This window comes from Bradyrhizobium sp. STM 3557 (assembly GCF_045571465.1).
Taxonomy (GTDB): domain Bacteria; phylum Pseudomonadota; class Alphaproteobacteria; order Rhizobiales; family Xanthobacteraceae; genus Bradyrhizobium.
In genome coordinates this window covers 7,712,171-7,729,929 of record NZ_CP120697.1, presented here as the reverse complement: position 1 = coordinate 7,729,929, position 17,759 = coordinate 7,712,171, and the positions used below count along the sequence as shown (strand labels likewise).

12 protein-coding genes and 1 pseudogene are annotated in these 17,759 nt (G+C 65.0%); 6 read left to right on the top strand and 7 right to left on the bottom strand.

Annotation, left to right across the window (positions count from 1 at the left end):
* Positions 1-28 precede the first annotated feature (28 nt).
* The gene (locus tag P6U24_RS35655; RefSeq protein WP_407157050.1) at positions 29-874 is read left to right on the top strand and encodes a methyltransferase domain-containing protein; all 846 of its coding nucleotides are present in this window, start codon (positions 29-31) and stop codon (positions 872-874) included.
* Between the two features lie 62 nt (positions 875-936).
* Here the strand turns inward: P6U24_RS35655 and P6U24_RS35650 are convergent, their stop codons facing one another.
* From P6U24_RS35650 to P6U24_RS35640, 3 genes are all read right to left on the bottom strand, one after another.
* Positions 937-1,347, bottom strand: coding sequence for a (deoxy)nucleoside triphosphate pyrophosphohydrolase (locus tag P6U24_RS35650; RefSeq protein ID WP_407157049.1), 411 nt, complete (start codon positions 1,345-1,347; stop codon positions 937-939).
* A 148-nt stretch (positions 1,348-1,495) separates the two neighbouring features.
* On the bottom strand, positions 1,496-2,737 hold the full coding sequence (gene argJ / locus P6U24_RS35645; RefSeq protein WP_407157048.1) for a bifunctional glutamate N-acetyltransferase/amino-acid acetyltransferase ArgJ: 1,242 nt from the start codon (positions 2,735-2,737) through the stop codon (positions 1,496-1,498).
* A 487-nt stretch (positions 2,738-3,224) separates the two neighbouring features.
* Positions 3,225-4,115 carry a peptidylprolyl isomerase gene (locus P6U24_RS35640; RefSeq protein ID WP_407157047.1) on the bottom strand — a complete coding sequence of 297 codons (891 nt, stop codon included), beginning with the start codon at positions 4,113-4,115 and terminating at the stop codon, positions 3,225-3,227.
* 388 nt (positions 4,116-4,503) lie between these two features.
* On the opposite strand from P6U24_RS35640, the gene secA reads away from it, so the two are divergent.
* Positions 4,504-7,350, top strand: a complete 2,847-nt coding sequence (secA, locus tag P6U24_RS35635; RefSeq protein WP_407157046.1) for a preprotein translocase subunit SecA — start codon at positions 4,504-4,506, stop codon at positions 7,348-7,350.
* 320 nt (positions 7,351-7,670) lie between these two features.
* Here the strand turns inward: secA and P6U24_RS35630 are convergent.
* The 4 genes and pseudogenes from P6U24_RS35630 to P6U24_RS35615 all read right to left on the bottom strand — a co-directional run bounded on the left by P6U24_RS35630 (position 7,671) and on the right by P6U24_RS35615 (position 12,381).
* Positions 7,671-8,968 (bottom strand): annotated as a pseudogene (locus tag P6U24_RS35630) (flavin-dependent oxidoreductase).
* 229 nt (positions 8,969-9,197) lie between these two features.
* Positions 9,198-9,752, bottom strand: coding sequence for a methyltransferase family protein (locus P6U24_RS35625; RefSeq protein ID WP_407157045.1), 555 nt, complete (start codon positions 9,750-9,752; stop codon positions 9,198-9,200).
* Between the two features lie 38 nt (positions 9,753-9,790).
* A complete protein-coding gene (locus P6U24_RS35620; protein ID WP_407157044.1) occupies positions 9,791-11,692 on the bottom strand; it encodes an acyl-CoA synthetase in 1,902 nt (633 codons plus the stop codon).
* A gap of 245 nt (positions 11,693-11,937) precedes the next feature.
* Positions 11,938-12,381: a MarR family winged helix-turn-helix transcriptional regulator gene (locus P6U24_RS35615; RefSeq protein WP_407157043.1), complete on the bottom strand. Its 444-nt coding sequence runs from the start codon at positions 12,379-12,381 to the stop codon at positions 11,938-11,940.
* A gap of 186 nt (positions 12,382-12,567) precedes the next feature.
* On the opposite strand from P6U24_RS35615, the gene P6U24_RS35610 reads away from it, so the two are divergent.
* From P6U24_RS35610 to P6U24_RS35595, 4 genes are all read left to right on the top strand, one after another.
* On the top strand, positions 12,568-13,752 hold the full coding sequence (locus P6U24_RS35610; RefSeq protein WP_407157042.1) for a substrate-binding domain-containing protein: 1,185 nt from the start codon (positions 12,568-12,570) through the stop codon (positions 13,750-13,752).
* A gap of 313 nt (positions 13,753-14,065) precedes the next feature.
* Entirely contained in the window at positions 14,066-15,580 is a 1,515-nt protein-coding gene (locus P6U24_RS35605; protein ID WP_407157041.1) for an amidase, read from the top strand.
* 36 nt (positions 15,581-15,616) lie between these two features.
* Positions 15,617-16,474 (top strand): branched-chain amino acid ABC transporter permease, encoded by an 858-nt coding sequence (locus P6U24_RS35600; protein WP_407157040.1) that lies wholly within the window; start codon positions 15,617-15,619, stop codon positions 16,472-16,474.
* A 4-nt stretch (positions 16,475-16,478) separates the two neighbouring features.
* Positions 16,479-17,699, top strand: coding sequence for a substrate-binding protein (locus tag P6U24_RS35595; RefSeq protein ID WP_407157039.1), 1,221 nt, complete (start codon positions 16,479-16,481; stop codon positions 17,697-17,699).
* Positions 17,700-17,759: the final 60 nt, after the last annotated feature.

The window sequence follows — 17,759 nt, the reverse complement described above, 5'->3', positions numbered from 1 at the left end:
CCACATGAGATCGGCGTAACCAGCGGCCATGAACGCCCCCACCACTCCCGTCCTGTTCGATCGCGCATTGCTGGCCCAAAGACAGCGTCGGGCGGCGCGCGTGCCGGAGACTTTTCTCCTCGACCGCGTGATCGACGACATGACCGATCGGATCGCGGCTGTGAAGCGCGACTTCGCGGACGTTGCCGATTTGTGGACCCCAAGCGGTGCGCTCGAAGCGGTGCTTGCGACGCACTTCAGGACGTTCACGCGGCTGACGGCCCCGCAGAACGGCGACGAAGAGCTGGCTGTGACGCCGCAATCGCTCGATCTGGCGCTCTCCGTGCTGGCCTTCCAGTTCGTCAATGATCTGCCGGGCCTGCTGGCGCAGATCCGCCGTTCCCTGCGGCCCGATGGCTTCTTGCTGGCCGCGATGATCGGCGGCGACACGCTGACCGAGCTGCGGCAGAGCTTTGCTGCGGCGGAAGCCGAATGCGAGGCCGGCGTGTCGCCGCGGGTGGCGCCGTTTGCCGATCTGCGCGATGTCGGCGGTCTGCTGCAGCGGGCGGGATTTGCGCTGCCGGTGACCGATGTGGACCGCGTCGTGGTGCGCTATGCCGATGTGTTCGGCCTGATGCAGGATCTCAGGCGCATGGGCGCCACCAACGTATTGGTCGAGCGGCGCCGGGCGCCGACGCGTCGCGCCACCATGCTGCGCATGGCAGAGATCTATGGCGAGCGCTTTGCCGACCAGGATGGCCGCATCCGCGCCACCTTCGATATCATCTGGCTGTCGGGCTGGGCGCCGCATGAGAGCCAGCAGAAGCCGCTGCGGCCCGGTTCGGCGAAGGCGAGTTTGGAAGAGGCGGTGAGGGCGGCGAAGAAGAATGAGTAGGGCTGTCGGAGGTCTGGTCCTTCGGACCACCCCGGAATGACGAACAAGCGATCACCTGTTCGTCACATCAGCAAATCCATCAGATGCGGGATCAGCGGGATGTCCGCCGGCGGCATCGGATAGTCGCGCAATTTGTTAGGCCGCACCCAGGCCAATGTCTGGCCTTCGCGCGCGATGGCCTGGCCCTCCCAGCGGCGGCAGATATAGAGCGGCATCAAGAGATGAAACGTCTCATAGGCGTGGCTGGCGAAGGTCAGCGGCGCGAGGCATGGCTCGGCGACGGTGATGCCAAGCTCCTCATGCAGCTCGCGGATCAGCGTTGTTTCCGGCCGCTCGCCAGGCTCGATCTTGCCGCCGGGAAATTCCCACAAGCCCGCCATCGACTTGCCGGGCGGCCGCTGCGCCAGCAGCACGCGCTTGTCCGCATCAACAAGCGCGCAGGCGACGACGAGAATGAGCTTGAGTTCGGCCATGCTCAGAGGTCTCCGAACCCGTCATTGCGAGCGCAGCGACGTGTCCGCCCAAGCCCAGAGGGCGGAGGCGGAAGCAATCCAGGGCCACGCGCGCGACTCTGGATTGCTTCGTCGCTGTGCTCCTCGCAATGACGGCCTGTCGCGGTGATCACGACCGGTAGTCGCCGTTGATCGCGACATATTCCTTGGTGAGGTCGCAGGTCAGCACGCGATCCTTGCCCTTGCCGAGGCCAAGGGCGACCTTGATCTGGATCTCCGGCTGCTTCATTGCGGCGGAGACTTCCTGCTCGTCATAGGACGGGTCGCGCGCGCCCTTCGTGGCGACGCGGATGCCGTTGAAGGCGATCGAGAGCTTGTCGCGGTCGGCCGGCTCGCCGGCCTTGCCGACCGCCATCACCACCCGGCCCCAATTGGCGTCCTCGCCGGCGACCGCGGTCTTCACCAGCGGCGAATTGGCGATCGACATCGCGATCTTGCGTGCCGACTGCTTGGTCTTGGCGCCCTCGACGATGATCTCGATCAGCTTGCGCGCGCCTTCGCCGTCGCGCGCCACCTGCTCGGAAAGGTCGGCGAGCACCTGGTTGAATGCTTTCACGAACGCCTTCAGGCGCGGGTCGCTGGCGCGGCTGATCTTCGGCGCGCCATTATCGGCGGCAGCACCGGTGGCGAAGGCGAGCAGCGTGTCCGAGGTCGAGGTGTCGCCGTCGATCGTCACCGCGTTGAAGGTATCCGCGACGCCGGCCTTGAGCAGGGCCTGCAGCGCCGGGGCCGAGATCGGCGCATCGGTGAAGATGAAGGACAGCATCGTCGCCATGTCCGGCGCGATCATGCCGGCGCCTTTGGCCATGCCGCAGATATTCACCTTGGCCTTGCCGAGCTTGACGGTCGCGGTCGCCACCTTCGGGAAAGTGTCGGTGGTCATGATGGCGCGGGCGGCTTCCATCCAGTTCGCCGGCTCGGCTGCGTCGGCCAGCTGCTCCAGCACGCCGTTGAATTTGGTGGCGTCGAGCGGTTCGCCGATCACGCCGGTCGAGGCGAGGAAGATCTCGTCCTGCTTGCAGCCGGCGGCCTTGGCGGCGATCTGCGCGGTCAGCGCGGTGGACTGCTTGCCGGTTTTGCCGGTGAAGGCGTTGGCATTGCCGGAATTGACCACCAGCGCGCGCGCCTTGCCGCCCTTCAGCTTGGCGCGGCACCATTCAACCGGGGCGGACGGACACTTCGATTTGGTGAACACGCCCGCGACGGTCGTACCGGGATCGAGCAGCGCCAGCAGCACGTCGGTGCGGTTCTTGTAGCGGATGCCAGCGGCCGCGGTAGCGAGCCTCACGCCCGCAATCGCGGGCATGTCAGGCACTTCGGTCGGAGCGAGCGGAGAAACGGCTGAGGACATCTTTGGCTTCCGGCAATCGAGCAAAAGGAAGCGCTCTGTATCACCTTCGCTGTGGCGGTGGGAGAGGGTGCCACATCTTCCGATGTCATCCCCGCGAACGCGGGATCCATAACCACAGGATCTGATGATTGTGCGTGGTACTGGCTGCGTGCCCGTTTTAGGTATTACGCGGTGTGGGTCTCGGCTCCGCGCGCTGGGCGCTTGCCCGGGACGACGGCCATGTGAGTTGCCACAGTGTTTGATCTAAAAATCGCTGTCATCCCTGCGAAAGCAGGGATCCATAACCACAGGACCTGATGATTGTGCGCGGTACTCGCCGCGTGCCTGTTTCAGACATCACGCGGTATGGGTCCCGGCTCAAGGGCCGGGACGACACCATTTGTGACGCGCCGACGTTACAAAAAAAAGCCCCGGCGCGGGGCCGGGGCGATACTCATTATGACGAACCGATGACGCGTCTCGCGTCAGGTCTGACGTCGTCCGTCTCTTACTTCTTCGCATCCGCCGGCTTGGCGGCCGCGTCGGCCGGCTTGCCCGCATCGGCGGTGCGCTCGATCTTGGCGCCCTCGCGCAGCTTGGCGACATAATCGGCCTGAGCCTTGCGGGCGACATAGGTCTCAATCTGGCTCTTGACCTGGTCGAATTCCGGCGGCTTGCGGTTGCGCTTCTCTTCGACCTTGATGATGTGCCAGCCGAACTGGGTCTTCACCGGATCGGAGATCTTGCCCGGCTCCAGCGCGAAGGCGACGTTGGCGAATTCCGGCACCATCTGCTCCTTGGTGAAGAAGCCGAGGTCGCCGCCGTCGGAGGCGCCGGGGTCCTTGGACTTCTTCTTGGCGAGCTCGGCAAAATCGGCGCCCTTGTCGAGCTCGGCCTTGACGGCCTTGGCGTCGTCCTCGCTCTCGACCAGGATGTGGCGGGCGCGGACTTCCTGCTCGCCGCCGATCTGCTTGGAGGCCTCGTCATAGACCTTCTTCATCGCATCGTCGGTGGTCGCAGCCTTGCCCTCGCTGGCGAGCAGGCTGTCCATCAGGAGGCGGTTGCGGGTGAAGTTCAGGCGCTTCTTGAACTCCTCGCTATCGGCGACCTTCTTGTCCTCGGCCGCCTTTGAGACGAGCTTCATGTCGATCAAGAACGACAGCACGTTCTCGTCCTTGCTCGCCGGGTCCATCTGGGCGAGGCTCGGTCCGAGCTCCTCTTCCGCGAGCGCGACGTCGCTCTTGCGGATCTCGGCGCCGTTCACCTTGGCGAGCACCGGATTGGCGTCTTCGGCCGCGCGCACGGGGCCGGCGATCAGGGACAGCGCGAGGCAGCCGGCGAGCGCGGTGGCGAGGCTGAAACGCTGTCCGGTCTTCGTTACCGGGAACGAGGTCGTCATGCAAAATCCTTGTCTTAAGCGAGGGACGTAGGAGGTCCTCTGGGCGGGGCGGACACTCGCCCAATCACTACCGCTTGGCAACGCGAAAAGTCTGTCAATTTCGTGAAATCGGCGTCAGGTTAACCCCCTGTTGCGGCCGTTCCGGTGCCGTTGACAAGCATTCCCCCCAGCCATATCTCTCCCCGGTCGCTTCAGGGGCGATCACGCTCATTTCGCTGCGTTTTTGGCCGTTGAACCTTGGCTTGCTCAATTCCCACCCACTTGGCGAAGCCGCCCGGCTCCAGACGTGAGGGCAGGTCGGCCGGTGTTGCGGTGCGTCACAGCGGGAACGGCGGGCCGGACCTAACGATTACGGCTACGCAGACACTTACATAGGCAGGATTTCGGCATGATCGGCGCGCTCGCCCGCAAGTTCTTCGGCTCCGCCAACGACCGGCGGATCAAGGGTTACCAGGCCCGGGTCAGCGCCATCAATGCCCTGGAGGGCGAGCTCGCGGCGCTTTCGGACGAGGCGCTGAAGGCCCGCACCGCCGAGTTCAAGGCCCAGCTCGCCGCGGGCAAGACGCTCGACGACATCCTGGTGCCGGCCTTCGCCACCGTCCGCGAGGCCGCCAAGCGCACCCTCGGCCAGCGCCATTTCGACGTCCAGCTGATCGGCGGCATGGTGCTGCACGAGGGCGACATCGCCGAGATGAAGACCGGCGAAGGCAAGACCCTGGTCGCCACGCTCGCAGTCTATCTCAACGCGCTGGCCGGCAAGGGCGTCCATGTCGTGACGGTGAATGATTACCTCGCCCGCCGCGACGCTGCTTGGATGAGCCAGATCTACGGCTTCCTCGGCCTGACCACCGGCGTCATCGTCCACGGGCTCGACGATGCCGAGCGCAAGGCGGCCTATGCCTGCGACATCACCTACGGCACCAACAACGAATACGGCTTCGACTATCTGCGCGACAACATGAAGTACCGGCTGGAGGACATGGTCCAGCGGCCGCATTACTTCGCGATCGTCGACGAGGTGGACTCGATCCTGATCGACGAGGCGCGCACGCCGCTGATCATCTCCGGCCCGCTCGACGACCGCTCGGACTTCTACAACACCATCGACACCTTCGTGCCGCGGCTCGACAAGTCCGACTACGAGGTCGACGAGAAGCAGCGCACGGTGACGCTGACCGAAGCCGGCATGGAGAAGATCGAGACCTTGCTGCGCGACGCCGGCCAGCTCAAGGGCGAGTCGCTCTACGACGTCGAGAACGTCTCCATCGTCCACCACATCAACCAGGCGCTGCGCGCGCACACGCTGTTCACCCGCGACAAGGACTACATCGTCCGAGACGGCGAAGTGGTCATCATCGACGAGTTCACCGGACGCATGATGCCGGGCCGGCGCTATTCGGAAGGCCTGCACCAGGCGCTGGAGGCGAAGGAGCACCAGCCGGTCCAGCCGGAGAACCAGACGCTCGCCTCGATCACCTTCCAGAACTACTTCCGCATGTATGAGAAGCTCGCCGGTATGACCGGCACGGCCGCGACCGAGGCCGACGAGCTGTTCGACATCTACAAGTTAGAGGTGGTGGAGATCCCGACCAACCTGCCGGTGGCGCGTCTCGACGAGGACGACGAGGTCTACCGCACCCAGCAGGAGAAGTACGGCGCGATCCTCGCCGAGATCGAGCGGGCCAACGCGCGGCTGCAGCCGGTGCTGGTCGGCACGGCCTCCATCGAGAAGTCGGAAGTGCTGGCGGCCTTCCTCAAGCAGCACGGCTACAAGCAGATCGATTTCGGCAAGGAAGGCGCGCTCGACAAGCTCTATGCCGCGGCCCGCGCCGGCAAGCCTGCCAAGCTGTTCGCGGTGCTGAACGCGCGCTTCCACGAGCAGGAAGCCTACATCGTCGCTGAGGCCGGCGTTCCCGGCGCGATTACAATCGCGACCAACATGGCTGGCCGCGGCACCGACATCAAGCTCGGCGGCTCCTTGGAGATGCGCATCCAGCAGGAGACGGCTGGGATGACCGACGAGGCCGAAAAGGCTGCCAAGGTCGAGCAGATCAAGGCCGACATCGCCCGTTTCCGCGACATCGTGCTGAAGGCGGAGGAGACGGTCGAGATCGAGCCCGCCAAGGGCAACAAGCCGGCCAAGACCGTGGTCAAGCCGGGCGGCCTCTACATCATCGGCTCCGAGCGTCACGAGTCCCGCCGCATCGACAACCAGCTGCGCGGCCGCTCCGGCCGTCAGGGCGATCCCGGCCGCTCGAAGTTCTTCCTGTCGCTGGAAGACGACCTGATGCGGATCTTCGGCTCCGACCGGCTCGACAGCATGCTGACCCGGCTCGGCCTGAAGGAAGGCGAGGCCATCATCCATCCCTGGATCAACAAGGCGCTGGAGAAGGCGCAGCAGAAGGTCGAGGCGCGCAACTTCGACATCCGCAAGAACCTGCTCAAGTTCGACAACGTCCAGAACGACCAGCGCAAGGTGATCTTCGAGCAGCGCATCGAGCTGATGAGGGACGAGAGCGTGGCCGAGACGGTCACCGACATGCGCCATGCTTTCGTCGAGGACCTCGTCGCCAAGCACGTGCCCGAGCACGCCTATGCCGAGCAGTGGGATGTCGCCGGGCTCAAGGACGAGCTGAGGCGTGTGCTCGATGTCGACCTGCCGGTCGACGAATGGGCAAAAGAAGAGGGCATCGCCGACGAGGAGCTGCTGAACCGCATCGAGACGAAGGTCGACGAGCGCATGGCAGCCAAGGTCGCGCAATGGGGCCCCGACGTGATGCGCTACGTCGAGAAGACCATCCTGTTGCAGACGCTCGACCATCTCTGGCGCGAGCATCTGATCATGCTTGATCATCTGCGCCAGGTGATCGGCCTGCGCGGCTATGGCCAGCGCGATCCGCTGCAGGAATACAAGTCGGAAGCCTTCACGCTGTTCGAGACCATGATCGCTCACCTGCGCGAGGCTGTCACCGCGCAGCTGATGCGGGTGGAGATCGTGCCGCCTGAGGAGCAGCAGCAGGTGCTGCCGCCGATGCAGGTGCATCACGCCGATCCGAACACCGGCGTCGACGAGTTGGCGTTCGCCAACGTCTCGCTGGCACCGCAGGCCGACACGGCGACCGCCGTCGCGCGCAATCCGAACGATCCGACGAGCTGGGGCAAGGTCGGCCGCAACGAGGACTGCCCCTGCGGCTCCGGCAAGAAGTACAAGCACTGCCACGGCCGGTACGCGTAAGGCGCAGCCCGGATCGCTGCGCCCTCATTGCGAGCGCCAGTACGTAGCCCGCGTGAGCGAAGCGACACGCGGGGAAATCACATCCCGGATGTCGCTTCGCTCATCCGGGCTACTGACCGCGCGATTGGGTTAGCCGAGCGGCCGGCAAACCACCACTGTCATCCCGGCGAACACCGGGATCCATAACCACAGGACGATGTTGATGCACGCTGGTAGCTCCGGCGCGCCTGCTCATATCCGCCGGTGAGTATGGGTCCCGGGTCGGCGCACAGCGACGCTTTTGCGTCGCCGTGCTTGCCCGGGACGACAGCGAGTTTGGATTAGGCGGCCTTGGCCGTGTCCACCCTTGCCCCTTCCGCAATCGTCCGCGGTGCGGCGTTGAGCTGCTCGATGGCAAAGCCTGCCGCCTTCTTGTAGCCGGCCATGAAGGCATCGCGCTCGGCCGGCGGGATGACATCGTCGATATCAGTGAATGTGCCGCCGCAGCGTTCGTCGACCATGTTCAGCAGGCCGAACGGGCCGGCGCCGCGGTTGCGCAGGATCACTTGCGAGATCGGGCCGCACAGTTTCTCGTCATAGGCCGCGAGCGCCGCCGGCGTGACGCCGTGCTCAAGCATCGCTGCGCCGAGCACGCGGGCGTCGACGATGGCCTGGCTCGCGCCGTTCGAGCCGGTCGGATACATCGCATGCGCGGCGTCGCCGAGCAGCGCCACCGGGCCGTCCACCCAGCTCGGGACTGGATCGCGATCGATCATCGGGTTCTCATAGGCGCCGTCGCTGCCTGCGATCAGCGCCGGCACGTCGAGCCAGTCATAGGTCCAGCCCGCAAAGTGATGCGCGAAGTCGCTGACCGGCACCTGCCTGAACCAGCCCGTCTGCTTCCACCCCTCCGTATTGTCCATCGTGACCTCGGCGATCCAGTTGATCAGCGCGAGGCCGGTCTTGGGATCGGGATGCGAGATCGGATAGAGGACGACGCGATGGCGATGGGTGCCGAGCCCGACGAAGGAGGCGCCGGTGCGGATCGGTCTCGCCCAGGTGACGCCGCGCCACATCACGGCGCCGCCCCAATGGATCGGCGGCTGCGCGGGATGCATCTGCGCGCGGATCGCCGAGTGGATGCCGTCGGCGCCGATCAGGAGCCGACCGCGCACGCGATGCGCGATCCATCGGCATGCTCGACCCAGGCCGTCACCGTGCCGTCCGCATTCGTCTCATAGCCCGTGACGCGGCTGCCAAGCCGCACGGCGCTCGCGCCGGCGCGCTCGACCAGCTTGCGGTAGAGCAGCAAATGCAGCTTGCCGCGATGCACGGAATATTGCGGCCAGTGATAGCCGGCGAGCAAGCCGCGCGCCTCGGAATAGATGTCGTTGCCGTTCAGGCCGACCAGTGCCCACTCCTTGGCGGGCACGCCGACCTGATCGAGCTCATCAGCGCCGATGCCGAGGTCGTACAGCTCGCGCACCGCGTTCGGCTGCAGGTTGATGCCGACGCCGAGCGGGCGCATCTCGCGCACGGCTTCATAGACCACGCAGGGCACACCGATCTGCTGCAGCGTGAGCGCGGTGGCGAGACCGCCGATGCCGCCACCGGCAATGATTACGGGAGTGTCGGTCATGGGCATGGTCCGTCGCTCAGGCTCGAAGGAATGCTTGGGAAAGGCAGGGTGTGTCGCGGCATCGCGAGGCGGTCTGGCACCGCATCGAGCTTCCCCCGTTTGGTTGGTGCCGGCATCGGCTCCGGTCAGTTGCACTTCAGGCGTAATTCAGAAGCCCGGCTGAGACAAGGGATGAGGGAGCGACCGGCCCTCGTTAGCCGAGCGAGATGCTGAACGCTATGTCGTCCATTCAGTACCGGCCGGCCAATGCGCCGAACCGCGGCCAGAACATTCCGGCAGTCCGGCGATAATCATCATACTCCGCGGCGAAGGCCGAGCCGGCGAAGGCGCGCTCCTCGCGACGCGCCGCCGTCAGGTTGATTGCGGCGACGACGACCAGGAAACCTACGCTGAGGGGATGCAGCGTCGCGATTGCGCAGGCGAGCCAGAACAGAATGTACGACGTGTAGAAGGGATGGCGGATGTAGCGGTAGGGGCCGCTGCGCATGACAGTATCGGGCGGTACGGGATCGAAGGCCACGTGCAGCCGCAGCGGCCGCGTTGCATTGGTTGCCCAGTACAGCAGAGCAACCGCAGAGAGGAACAGCAAGAGCGAGATCGCGAGGCTCCATGGCGGATGGCGGTCGCGCCACATCAGCCAGGCGAAGGCGATCACGCCGACGTCGGAGATGATGCGCGTGATACGTGCAGTTCGCGGCCAGGCCGTGGCCGAGAAATGGCGTCTCACCATCACCGCCATGGTCGCGTAAGACATCAGCCCGGCAAGCAAAACCAGCTCGTTCACAATGTGCCTCCTAAGCGTCGTGGCGGTCACCGTTCCGCTCAGTCATCCACCACCTCATGTCGGATCACAAACGGTGCCAGCAGCGTGTGCACCTCGTTCTCGACGGCCTCGCGCGCATCTGCCGAAACACCACGCAAGGTGACCGTTGCGATGCTGCCGTGGCTGCCATGCGGTCCGACCTTCACGCTGCAATCGATGCCGCGATCGGTGAGCTGCGCCAGCACGCGGGTGAAGACGCGGGTCGCGGCGTCCCAGCGCAGCTGCGGCTTGAACACTTTCCCGACGCCGGTCAGCGGCATCGGATCGACGGGAATGACCTGCACCGGCACAGCGGCGCGCTCGGGCGTGCGCTCGCGCACCCATGCCTCCAACTCGCCGGGCTGCACGCTCGCGCCGGGCTTGAGCTGCACATAGCCGACCGGCAGCTCGCCGGCATAGGCGTCTGGCTGTCCGACCACGGCGGCAAAGCCGACAGCGGGATGCTGGAACATGATCTCTTCGATCGGCGCCGGATCGATGTTGTGGCCGCCGCGGATCACGAGGTCCTTGGCGCGGCCGGTGATCCAGAGAAAGCCGTCCGCATCCAGCCGGCCGAGATCGCCGGAGTTGACCCAATGACCGTCGACGAATGCGCCCTTGTTGTGGACGTCATCGAGATAGCCTGAGAACACGCCAGGTCCGGCCATGATCACGACGCCGATTTCATCCGGCGCGCAGTCGCGCTCGTAATGCCCATTCGCATCCAGCTTGACGACGCGCACACGCGAATAGGGCAGCGGCAGCCCGACCGAGCCGAGGCGGATCGGCTGGTCAGGATAGGCGATGGTGTGGACGCTCGCGGTCTCGGTCATGCCATAGACCTCGAACACCGGCAGCTTGAGCTTGTCGTGGATCGCGTGACCGACCGCGACGGGGATCGCGGAGCCGCCGCCGGCGGTGGCGCGCAGGCTCGAAATGTCGGCCGTGCCCGGCGGGACTGCGAGCGCCGCGGCCAGCACCGTCGGCACGCTCGAGAACGTCTCGGGGCGGAAGCGCTCGACCAGTCGCCAGATGTTGCGGATGGAATTCGGGTTGCGCCATCCCGCGGGCGACAGCACCACAAGGCAGCCGCCTGCACTGAAGGTCGCGAGCATCTGCGTCAGCGAGCCGCCGACATGAAACAGCGGCATGCCGAACAGCAGCGTACCGCCCGGCTTCGTCTTCAACAGCAGGTTCATCGCCCAAGCCTGATAGACCTGATTGGCGTGGCTGTGCCGCACCAGCTTTGGCGTGCCGGTGGTGCCGCCGGTGTGGAAATACGCGGCCGTATCCGCCGCCGCGATCTGTCGGCCGCTGACGAGATGATCGGCCGGCTGGGGCGTGATCAGGTCGCTGAAGGCATGAATGCCGGCATCTCCCCCGCCGTGCACCTGCACGATCGCTTTCAGATGGGTCAGCCGACCGCGGACCTTCTCGACCTTCTGCCAGATGTCGGTGCCCGGCAGCGGCCCGAGCGCGACCAGCACCCTGGTACGCGCCGCCTCCAAAATCTCGGCGATCTGGTGCGGCTCCAGTAGCGGATTGACGGGATTGGCGATGCCGGCCGCCTCGGCGCCGAGCAAGGTGATGAAAGCTTCAGGGATCAACGGCAGCAGGAAGCTGACGACGTCGTCAGGGCCGACGCCGAGCCCATGAAACATGTTGGCGGCCTGCGTCACCTTGGCGACCAACTCGCGATAGCTGACGACCAGCGGCGCCTCAGTCGGATCGGCGTTGGGCAGGAACTGGATCGCCGGCGCCTCTGGATCGGCAGCGGCACCGCATTTGAGCGCGTCGAAGGTGCTCTGCGCGGCAATGCGATCGGTGTAGGGGATCTGCTCGAAAGCGCGGATGTCCACTGATGTGGTGAAGCTCGGATAATCGCTGCCGATGGCGCGATCGAGCAGATGAATGCCCGTCATGGCCTGATCCTCCCGGTGACGTGTCCTCGTTTGGCCGGACCTTCCTGCGCGTCCGGCTATCGATCTTGCGTGCAGGCTCTGTCGGCCCGCTCGGCGCGATCGGACATCAAGGATGATCGAGGATTTGGCCGCCGTCCATCACGAGTTGCAGGACGGCGGTGGGAGATTTGTCAGGAGCGAGACAGCCCGGCGGCGCCGCAACATACTCGGTGTCGTCGACACCGTTCCCTGAGCGCGCCCGCCCCTCAGCCCGCCGCGTCGATCAGGTTCTCGAGCAGCCGCTTCAGCTCGCCGGTCGCCTTGTCACCGTAGCTCTGCAGGATATGCGCCTCCTGGCTCGCGGCGAGCGAGTTGAGCCGCTTGCACAGCACCTTGCCGCGATCGCTGATGAACATCAGCACCTTGCGGCGGTCCTCGGAATCCTGGCGCCGGTATACCAGCGAATCCGAGACCATGCGGTCGATCATCTTGGTGAGCGTCGGATGGTTCAGCAGCACGGCGTCGGCAAGCTCCCCCATCGAATGTCCGGCGCCATCATAGAGCACCTTCAGGATCCGCCACTGCTCGACCGGAACGCCTTCGGTGCTCAGCCGCAGCTCCAACTGCCGGTTGATCTCCCGATTGGCTTGCGCGAGCAGGTAGGCGAGATGTTCTGATAGGGGCGTGTTGGAGCTCGGCTGCTTGGCCACGATGAGACTTCGCTGATGCGCCGGCGCTGATAGCACCGGAGTGAATGATTGTCCGGCAGGTGTTGCCCGATCTATATGCACGGCGATTCTTGAAGTTTCAATATTTTCAAATAGGATAATTTGCCCATCGGGCGCTCAAAATGACGGCATTCGATCGCTGGCAATGATGCCGGCCAAGGAGTGGGTGTGCTTTCGACAATCCCTGTCCCAGCTCAAGGCCATGTCAATATTCCGCCGGATCTGCTGTTCAGGGGCTTTCCCGCACAGTCCGGCAACCCCTCTTTGTCTCCTCTCGACTACGACCGGTTCAAGCGCGACGGCGCGCGCAACAAGCTGCGCGTCGGCAATTTCCTCACCTTCAGCGGCTCGCCGGGAATCTGGGGGCCGTCCTCGACCAACAGCGCGATGCTGGCGATCGCGGAGATCAACGCGCGCGGCGGCATTCTCGGCCGCGAGCTCGAGCTCTCCCTTTATGACTCCGGCGGCTCGATCGACGATGTTGTGCAACGCGCCCGCGATGCGGTCGAGTTCGACGAGGTCGACATCATCATGGGCTCGCATATCAGCGCCGTACGCGTGGCGCTGCGCAAGATCACCAAAGGGCGTGTCCCCTATGTCTACACGCCGGTCTATGAAGGCGGCGAGCAGACGCCCGGCGTGATGGCGATCGGCGAGGTGCCGCGCGCGCAGACCCGGCCGGCGATCCATTGGCTCAGCGAGGTCAAGAAGGCACGGCGCTGGTACCTGATCGGCAGCGACTATGTCTGGCCGTGGCAGTCGCACCGCGCGATCAAGACCTATATCACTGAGGCCGGCGGCCAGGTGGTCGGCGAGGAATTCGTACCCGTGGGCGAGGACAATCACGAGGCGCATCTCGCCCGCATCCGCGCGGCCAGGCCCGACGTGGTGCTGATCTCGCTGATCGGCACCGACAGCGTCACCTTCAACCGGTCCTTCGGCGAAGCGGGCCTGGCATCGACGACGTTGCGGCTGGCCGGCGCGATGGACGAGGTCGTGCTGCTCGGCATCGGCGCCGACAATACCGAGAACCTGTTCTGCGCCTCCGGCTATTTCAACTGCATCGGCTCCAAGGCGAATGACGCGTTCATGGACCGCTATGCCGCGATGTTCGGAGCCCATGCGCCGCCGGTCGGCTCGGTCGGCCAATCCAACTACGAAGGCCTGCGCTTCCTGCAGGCCGCCGCGGAGCGCGCGGGCTCGCTCGCCGTGCGGCCGCTCACCGCGGCGGGGCGCAATCTCATCTATGCCGGCGCGCGCGGACCCGTCACCATCCGCAACGGCCGCGCCGAGATGCCGATGTATCTGACCGAAGCCGACGGACTCGATTTCAGGCTCGTGAAGACGTTCTGAGCTGCGGAGAAAACAGCAATAACCGCTAACGTGAAATCTTAGCGGCCTCGTCATTGCGAGGAGCGTAGCGACGAAGCAATCCAGACTTCCTTCCCGGCTCTGGATTGCTTCGCGGAGCCTGTCATCGGGCCGCGCTTTGCGCGGACCCGTTGGCTCGCAATGACGGAAGTGTCGTGTTCGCCGCCGCCCAAAATAATACTTGAAACGGAAAATATTTCAGGTTCTAGTGTCGTTCGTGCGCGGCGATCAGCGCGTGGCTGCGCGCGCAAGAAAGACATTCGCTTTTGGCGAACAGCCATCCAGGAGAACGCCCATGTCGGTCGTGCTGCCCACCCCGGATCAACTGCTTGACGTCGCTGATCAGTGCGGCCTGTCGCTGACGGACGAGGATGTCGCCTCCTTCCGCGGCCTGATGCAGGGCTCCATCGAGGCCTACAATCTGGTGGCGGCAATGCCGGATGAATTGCCGGTCGTGAAATATCCGCGCACGCCCGGCTACCGGCCGTCGCCCGAGGAGAACCCGCGCAACGCCTGGTACCGCAAGGCGAGCGTCAAGGGCGCGGCCTCCGGCAAGCTGAAGGGCAAGACGGTGGCGCTGAAGGACAACATCATGCTGGCCGGCGTGCCGATGATGAACGGCTCAGCGACGTTGGAAGGCTATACGCCGGATTTCGACGCCACCATCGTCACCCGCATGCTCGATGCCGGCGCCGAGATCGCCGGCAAGGTGCATTGCGAATCCTTCTGCATGTCCGGAGGCAGCCATACCGGCGCGACCGGTCCGGTGCATAACCCGCACAAGATGGGCTATTCAGCCGGCGGCTCGTCGTCGGGCTCCGGCGTCGTGGTCGCGCTCGGCGAGGTCGACATGGCGATCGGCGGCGACCAGGGCGGCTCGATCCGCATGCCCGCATCGTTCTGCGGCATCTACGGCATGAAGCCGACCTGGGGCCTCGTGCCTTACACCGGCATCATGCCGATCGAGATCTTCGTCGATCACACCGGGCCGATGACCGCGAGCGTTGCCGATAATGCGTTGCTGCTCGAAGTGATCGCGGGCGACGATGGTTATGATCCGCGCATCAAGGCGCCTGTCGTCGAGGAGTACACCAAGGCGCTCGGCGGCGGCGTCAAGGGCATGAAGATCGGCGTGCTCAAGGAAGGCTTCGAGCAGCCCGGCGCGGAAGCCGCCGTCAACGAGAGCGTCAAGCAGGCCGCAAGGCGACTGTCGAGCTTGGGGGCCACCGTCGAAGACATCTCGATCCCGATGCACATGATGGGGCCGGCGATCTGGACCCCGATCGGGGTCGAGGGCATGACCCAGACCATGATGTATGGCGACGGCTATGGTCTCAGCCGTCCCGACCTCTACTCCACCTCGCTGATGGATTTCCACCGCGGCTGGCGGCGGCAGGCGGATTCGCTATCCGAGACGACGAAGCTGTTCCTGCTGCTCGGCACCTACATCAACAACAGCTTCGGTCCGCGCTTCTACGGCAAGGCGCAGAACATCTCGCGCCGGCTCACGGCAGCCTATGACAAGGCGCTCGACAGCTACGATCTTCTGCTCCTGCCGACCACGCCGATGAAGGCGACCAGGCTGCCGGAGCCCGGCGCCAGCCGCGAGGACTACGTCGCCCGTGCGCTGGAGATGATCACCAACACCGCGCCGTTCGACATCACCCACCATCCGGCGATGTCCTTGCCGTGTGGGATGGTCGACGGGCTGCCGGTGGGGCTGATGCTGGTCGGCAAGCATTTTGCAGAGAGCACGATCTATCGCGCTGCGCATGCTTTCGAGCAGGCCGGCGACTGGAAGAGCATGTGAGGAGGGCGCCGTTGCCGCCGGACTGGACCATCGCGCATGGCTAGCTCGTTCGTTGCCGTCTTCGAGATCGCGAGCTTCGCCGCGATCATCGTGCTGGTGGTGCTCGGGCTCGGCATCATCGCCAGCATGATGGGGATCTTCAACTTCGCTCAAGGCGAGTTCGTGCTGCTCGGCGCCTATGTCACCTACCTCGCGTCCTCGCACGGCATCCCGGTCTGGATCGGCATGGCGGCGGCGCCGTTTCTGGTGGGCGCGCTCGGCTTCGTGCTGGAGGCGCTGATCATCCGCCGCTTCTATGCGGCACCGATCGTCGCCATGCTCGGCACCTATGCGCTCAGCCTGATCATCCGCGAGATCGTGCGCGGGCTGATCGGTGGGCTCTATCTCTCGGTGCCCGAGCCGATCGGCGGCTCGATCGATTTCGGCAGCGTCCATGTCTCGGCCTGGCGCTTCGTCATCATCGTCGTCACCGTCGCGGTGATGGTCGGCTGTTATCTTTTGCTGGCGCGCACCAGCTTCGGCTTGCGGGTTCGCGCCACGCTGGAGAACCCGGCGCTGGCGCGCGCGTCCGGCATCTCCACCGCGCGCATCTATGGCGCGACGTTTGCCTTTGGCGCTGCGCTTGCCGGCCTGGCCGGTGCGCTGGTCGTGCCGGTGTTCAGCCTGTTCGCCGATTTGGGCATCCGCTTCCTCATCCAGGGTTTCGTTGCGGTGATGGTCGGCGGCGTCGGCTCGTTCATGGGGCCGGTCGCGGGCGCGGCCGTGATCGGCACCATGAGCGCGGCGCTGCCCTGGGTGATGGCGCCCGTGATCGCCGACGTGCTCGTCTTCGTGCTCGCCATCGCCTTCATCAAATTCCGGCCGCAGGGCCTGCTATCTGGCAAGGGGGTTTAGTTTCATGTCTGAGCTTCGTGGGGATTTGTCACGCCGGCGCCTTCTGTCAGGCTTCGCCTTCACCGCGGGTGCGATCGCGACCGGGGTCGGCAGCTGGGTGATACGGCCGGACTGGGCCAACGCCGCCGAGGGGCCGATCAAGCTCGGCATCGCCACCGACCTCACCGGCCCGATCGGCTACGCCGGCAATGCCGACGCCAACACCGCCAAGATGGTGGTCAAGCAGCTCAACGACGCCGGCGGCCTGCTCGGCCGGCCGATCGAGCTCTACATCGAGGACACCGCGTCGAACGAGTCGGTCGCGGTCGGCAATGTCCGCAAGCTGATCCAGCGCGACAAGGTCGACATGGTGCTGGGCGGCATCACCTCGTCGATGCGCAATGCGATCAAGGACCCGATCGTGGCCCGCGGCAAGACGCTCTATATCTATCCGCAGCTCTATGAGGGCAAGGAGTGCACGCCCTATCTGTTCTGCACCGGCCCGACCCCGGCGCAGCAATGCGACGAGTTCATTCCATGGCTGATCAAGAACGGCGGCAAGAAGTTCGCGCTGCCGAGTGCGAACTATGTCTGGCCGCATGTGCTGAACGAATATGCCCGCAAGGTGATCGAGGCCAGCGGCGGCGAGGTGGTGTTCGAGGAATATTATCCGCTCGACCAGGTCGATTTCTCGGCGACCGTGAACCGCATCGTCTCCAACAAGGTCGACGTCGTCTTCAACACCGTCATTCCGCCTGGCGTCGGCCCGTTCTTCAAGCAGCTCTATGAGGCCGGTTTCCAGAAGAATGGCGGCCGGCTCGCCTGCGTCTACTATGACGAGAACACGCTCAACATCAACCAGGCCAATGAGATCGAGGGGCTCGCGAGCTGCCTCGATTACTTCAAGGTGCTGACCAAGGACGATCCGGTCTCGGCCAAGATCCAGGCGGCCTACGAGAAGGACTATCCCGGCAACTTCCTGTTCGCAGCGGGCTCGGCAGCGACCGGCACCTATCGCGGTTTGATGCTGTGGGCGGCGGCGGTGAAGGAGGCGGGCAAGATCGACCGCGAGTCGGTCGCAGCCGCGCTCGATCATGCCAAGATCGCGGAAGGGCCGGGCGGCCCGGCCGAGATGGTGCCCGGCAAGCGCCACTGCAAGATGAAGATGTACACGGCGGTCGCCAAGGGCGGCAACTACGAGATCGTCGCGCGTAGCGAAGGCCTGGTCGATCCCAAGGAATGCTGAGAAGGAACGCTAGGGAATGCGGACGAGCCATTGCGCACGTCGTGAGCAGAGGAGCAGTCC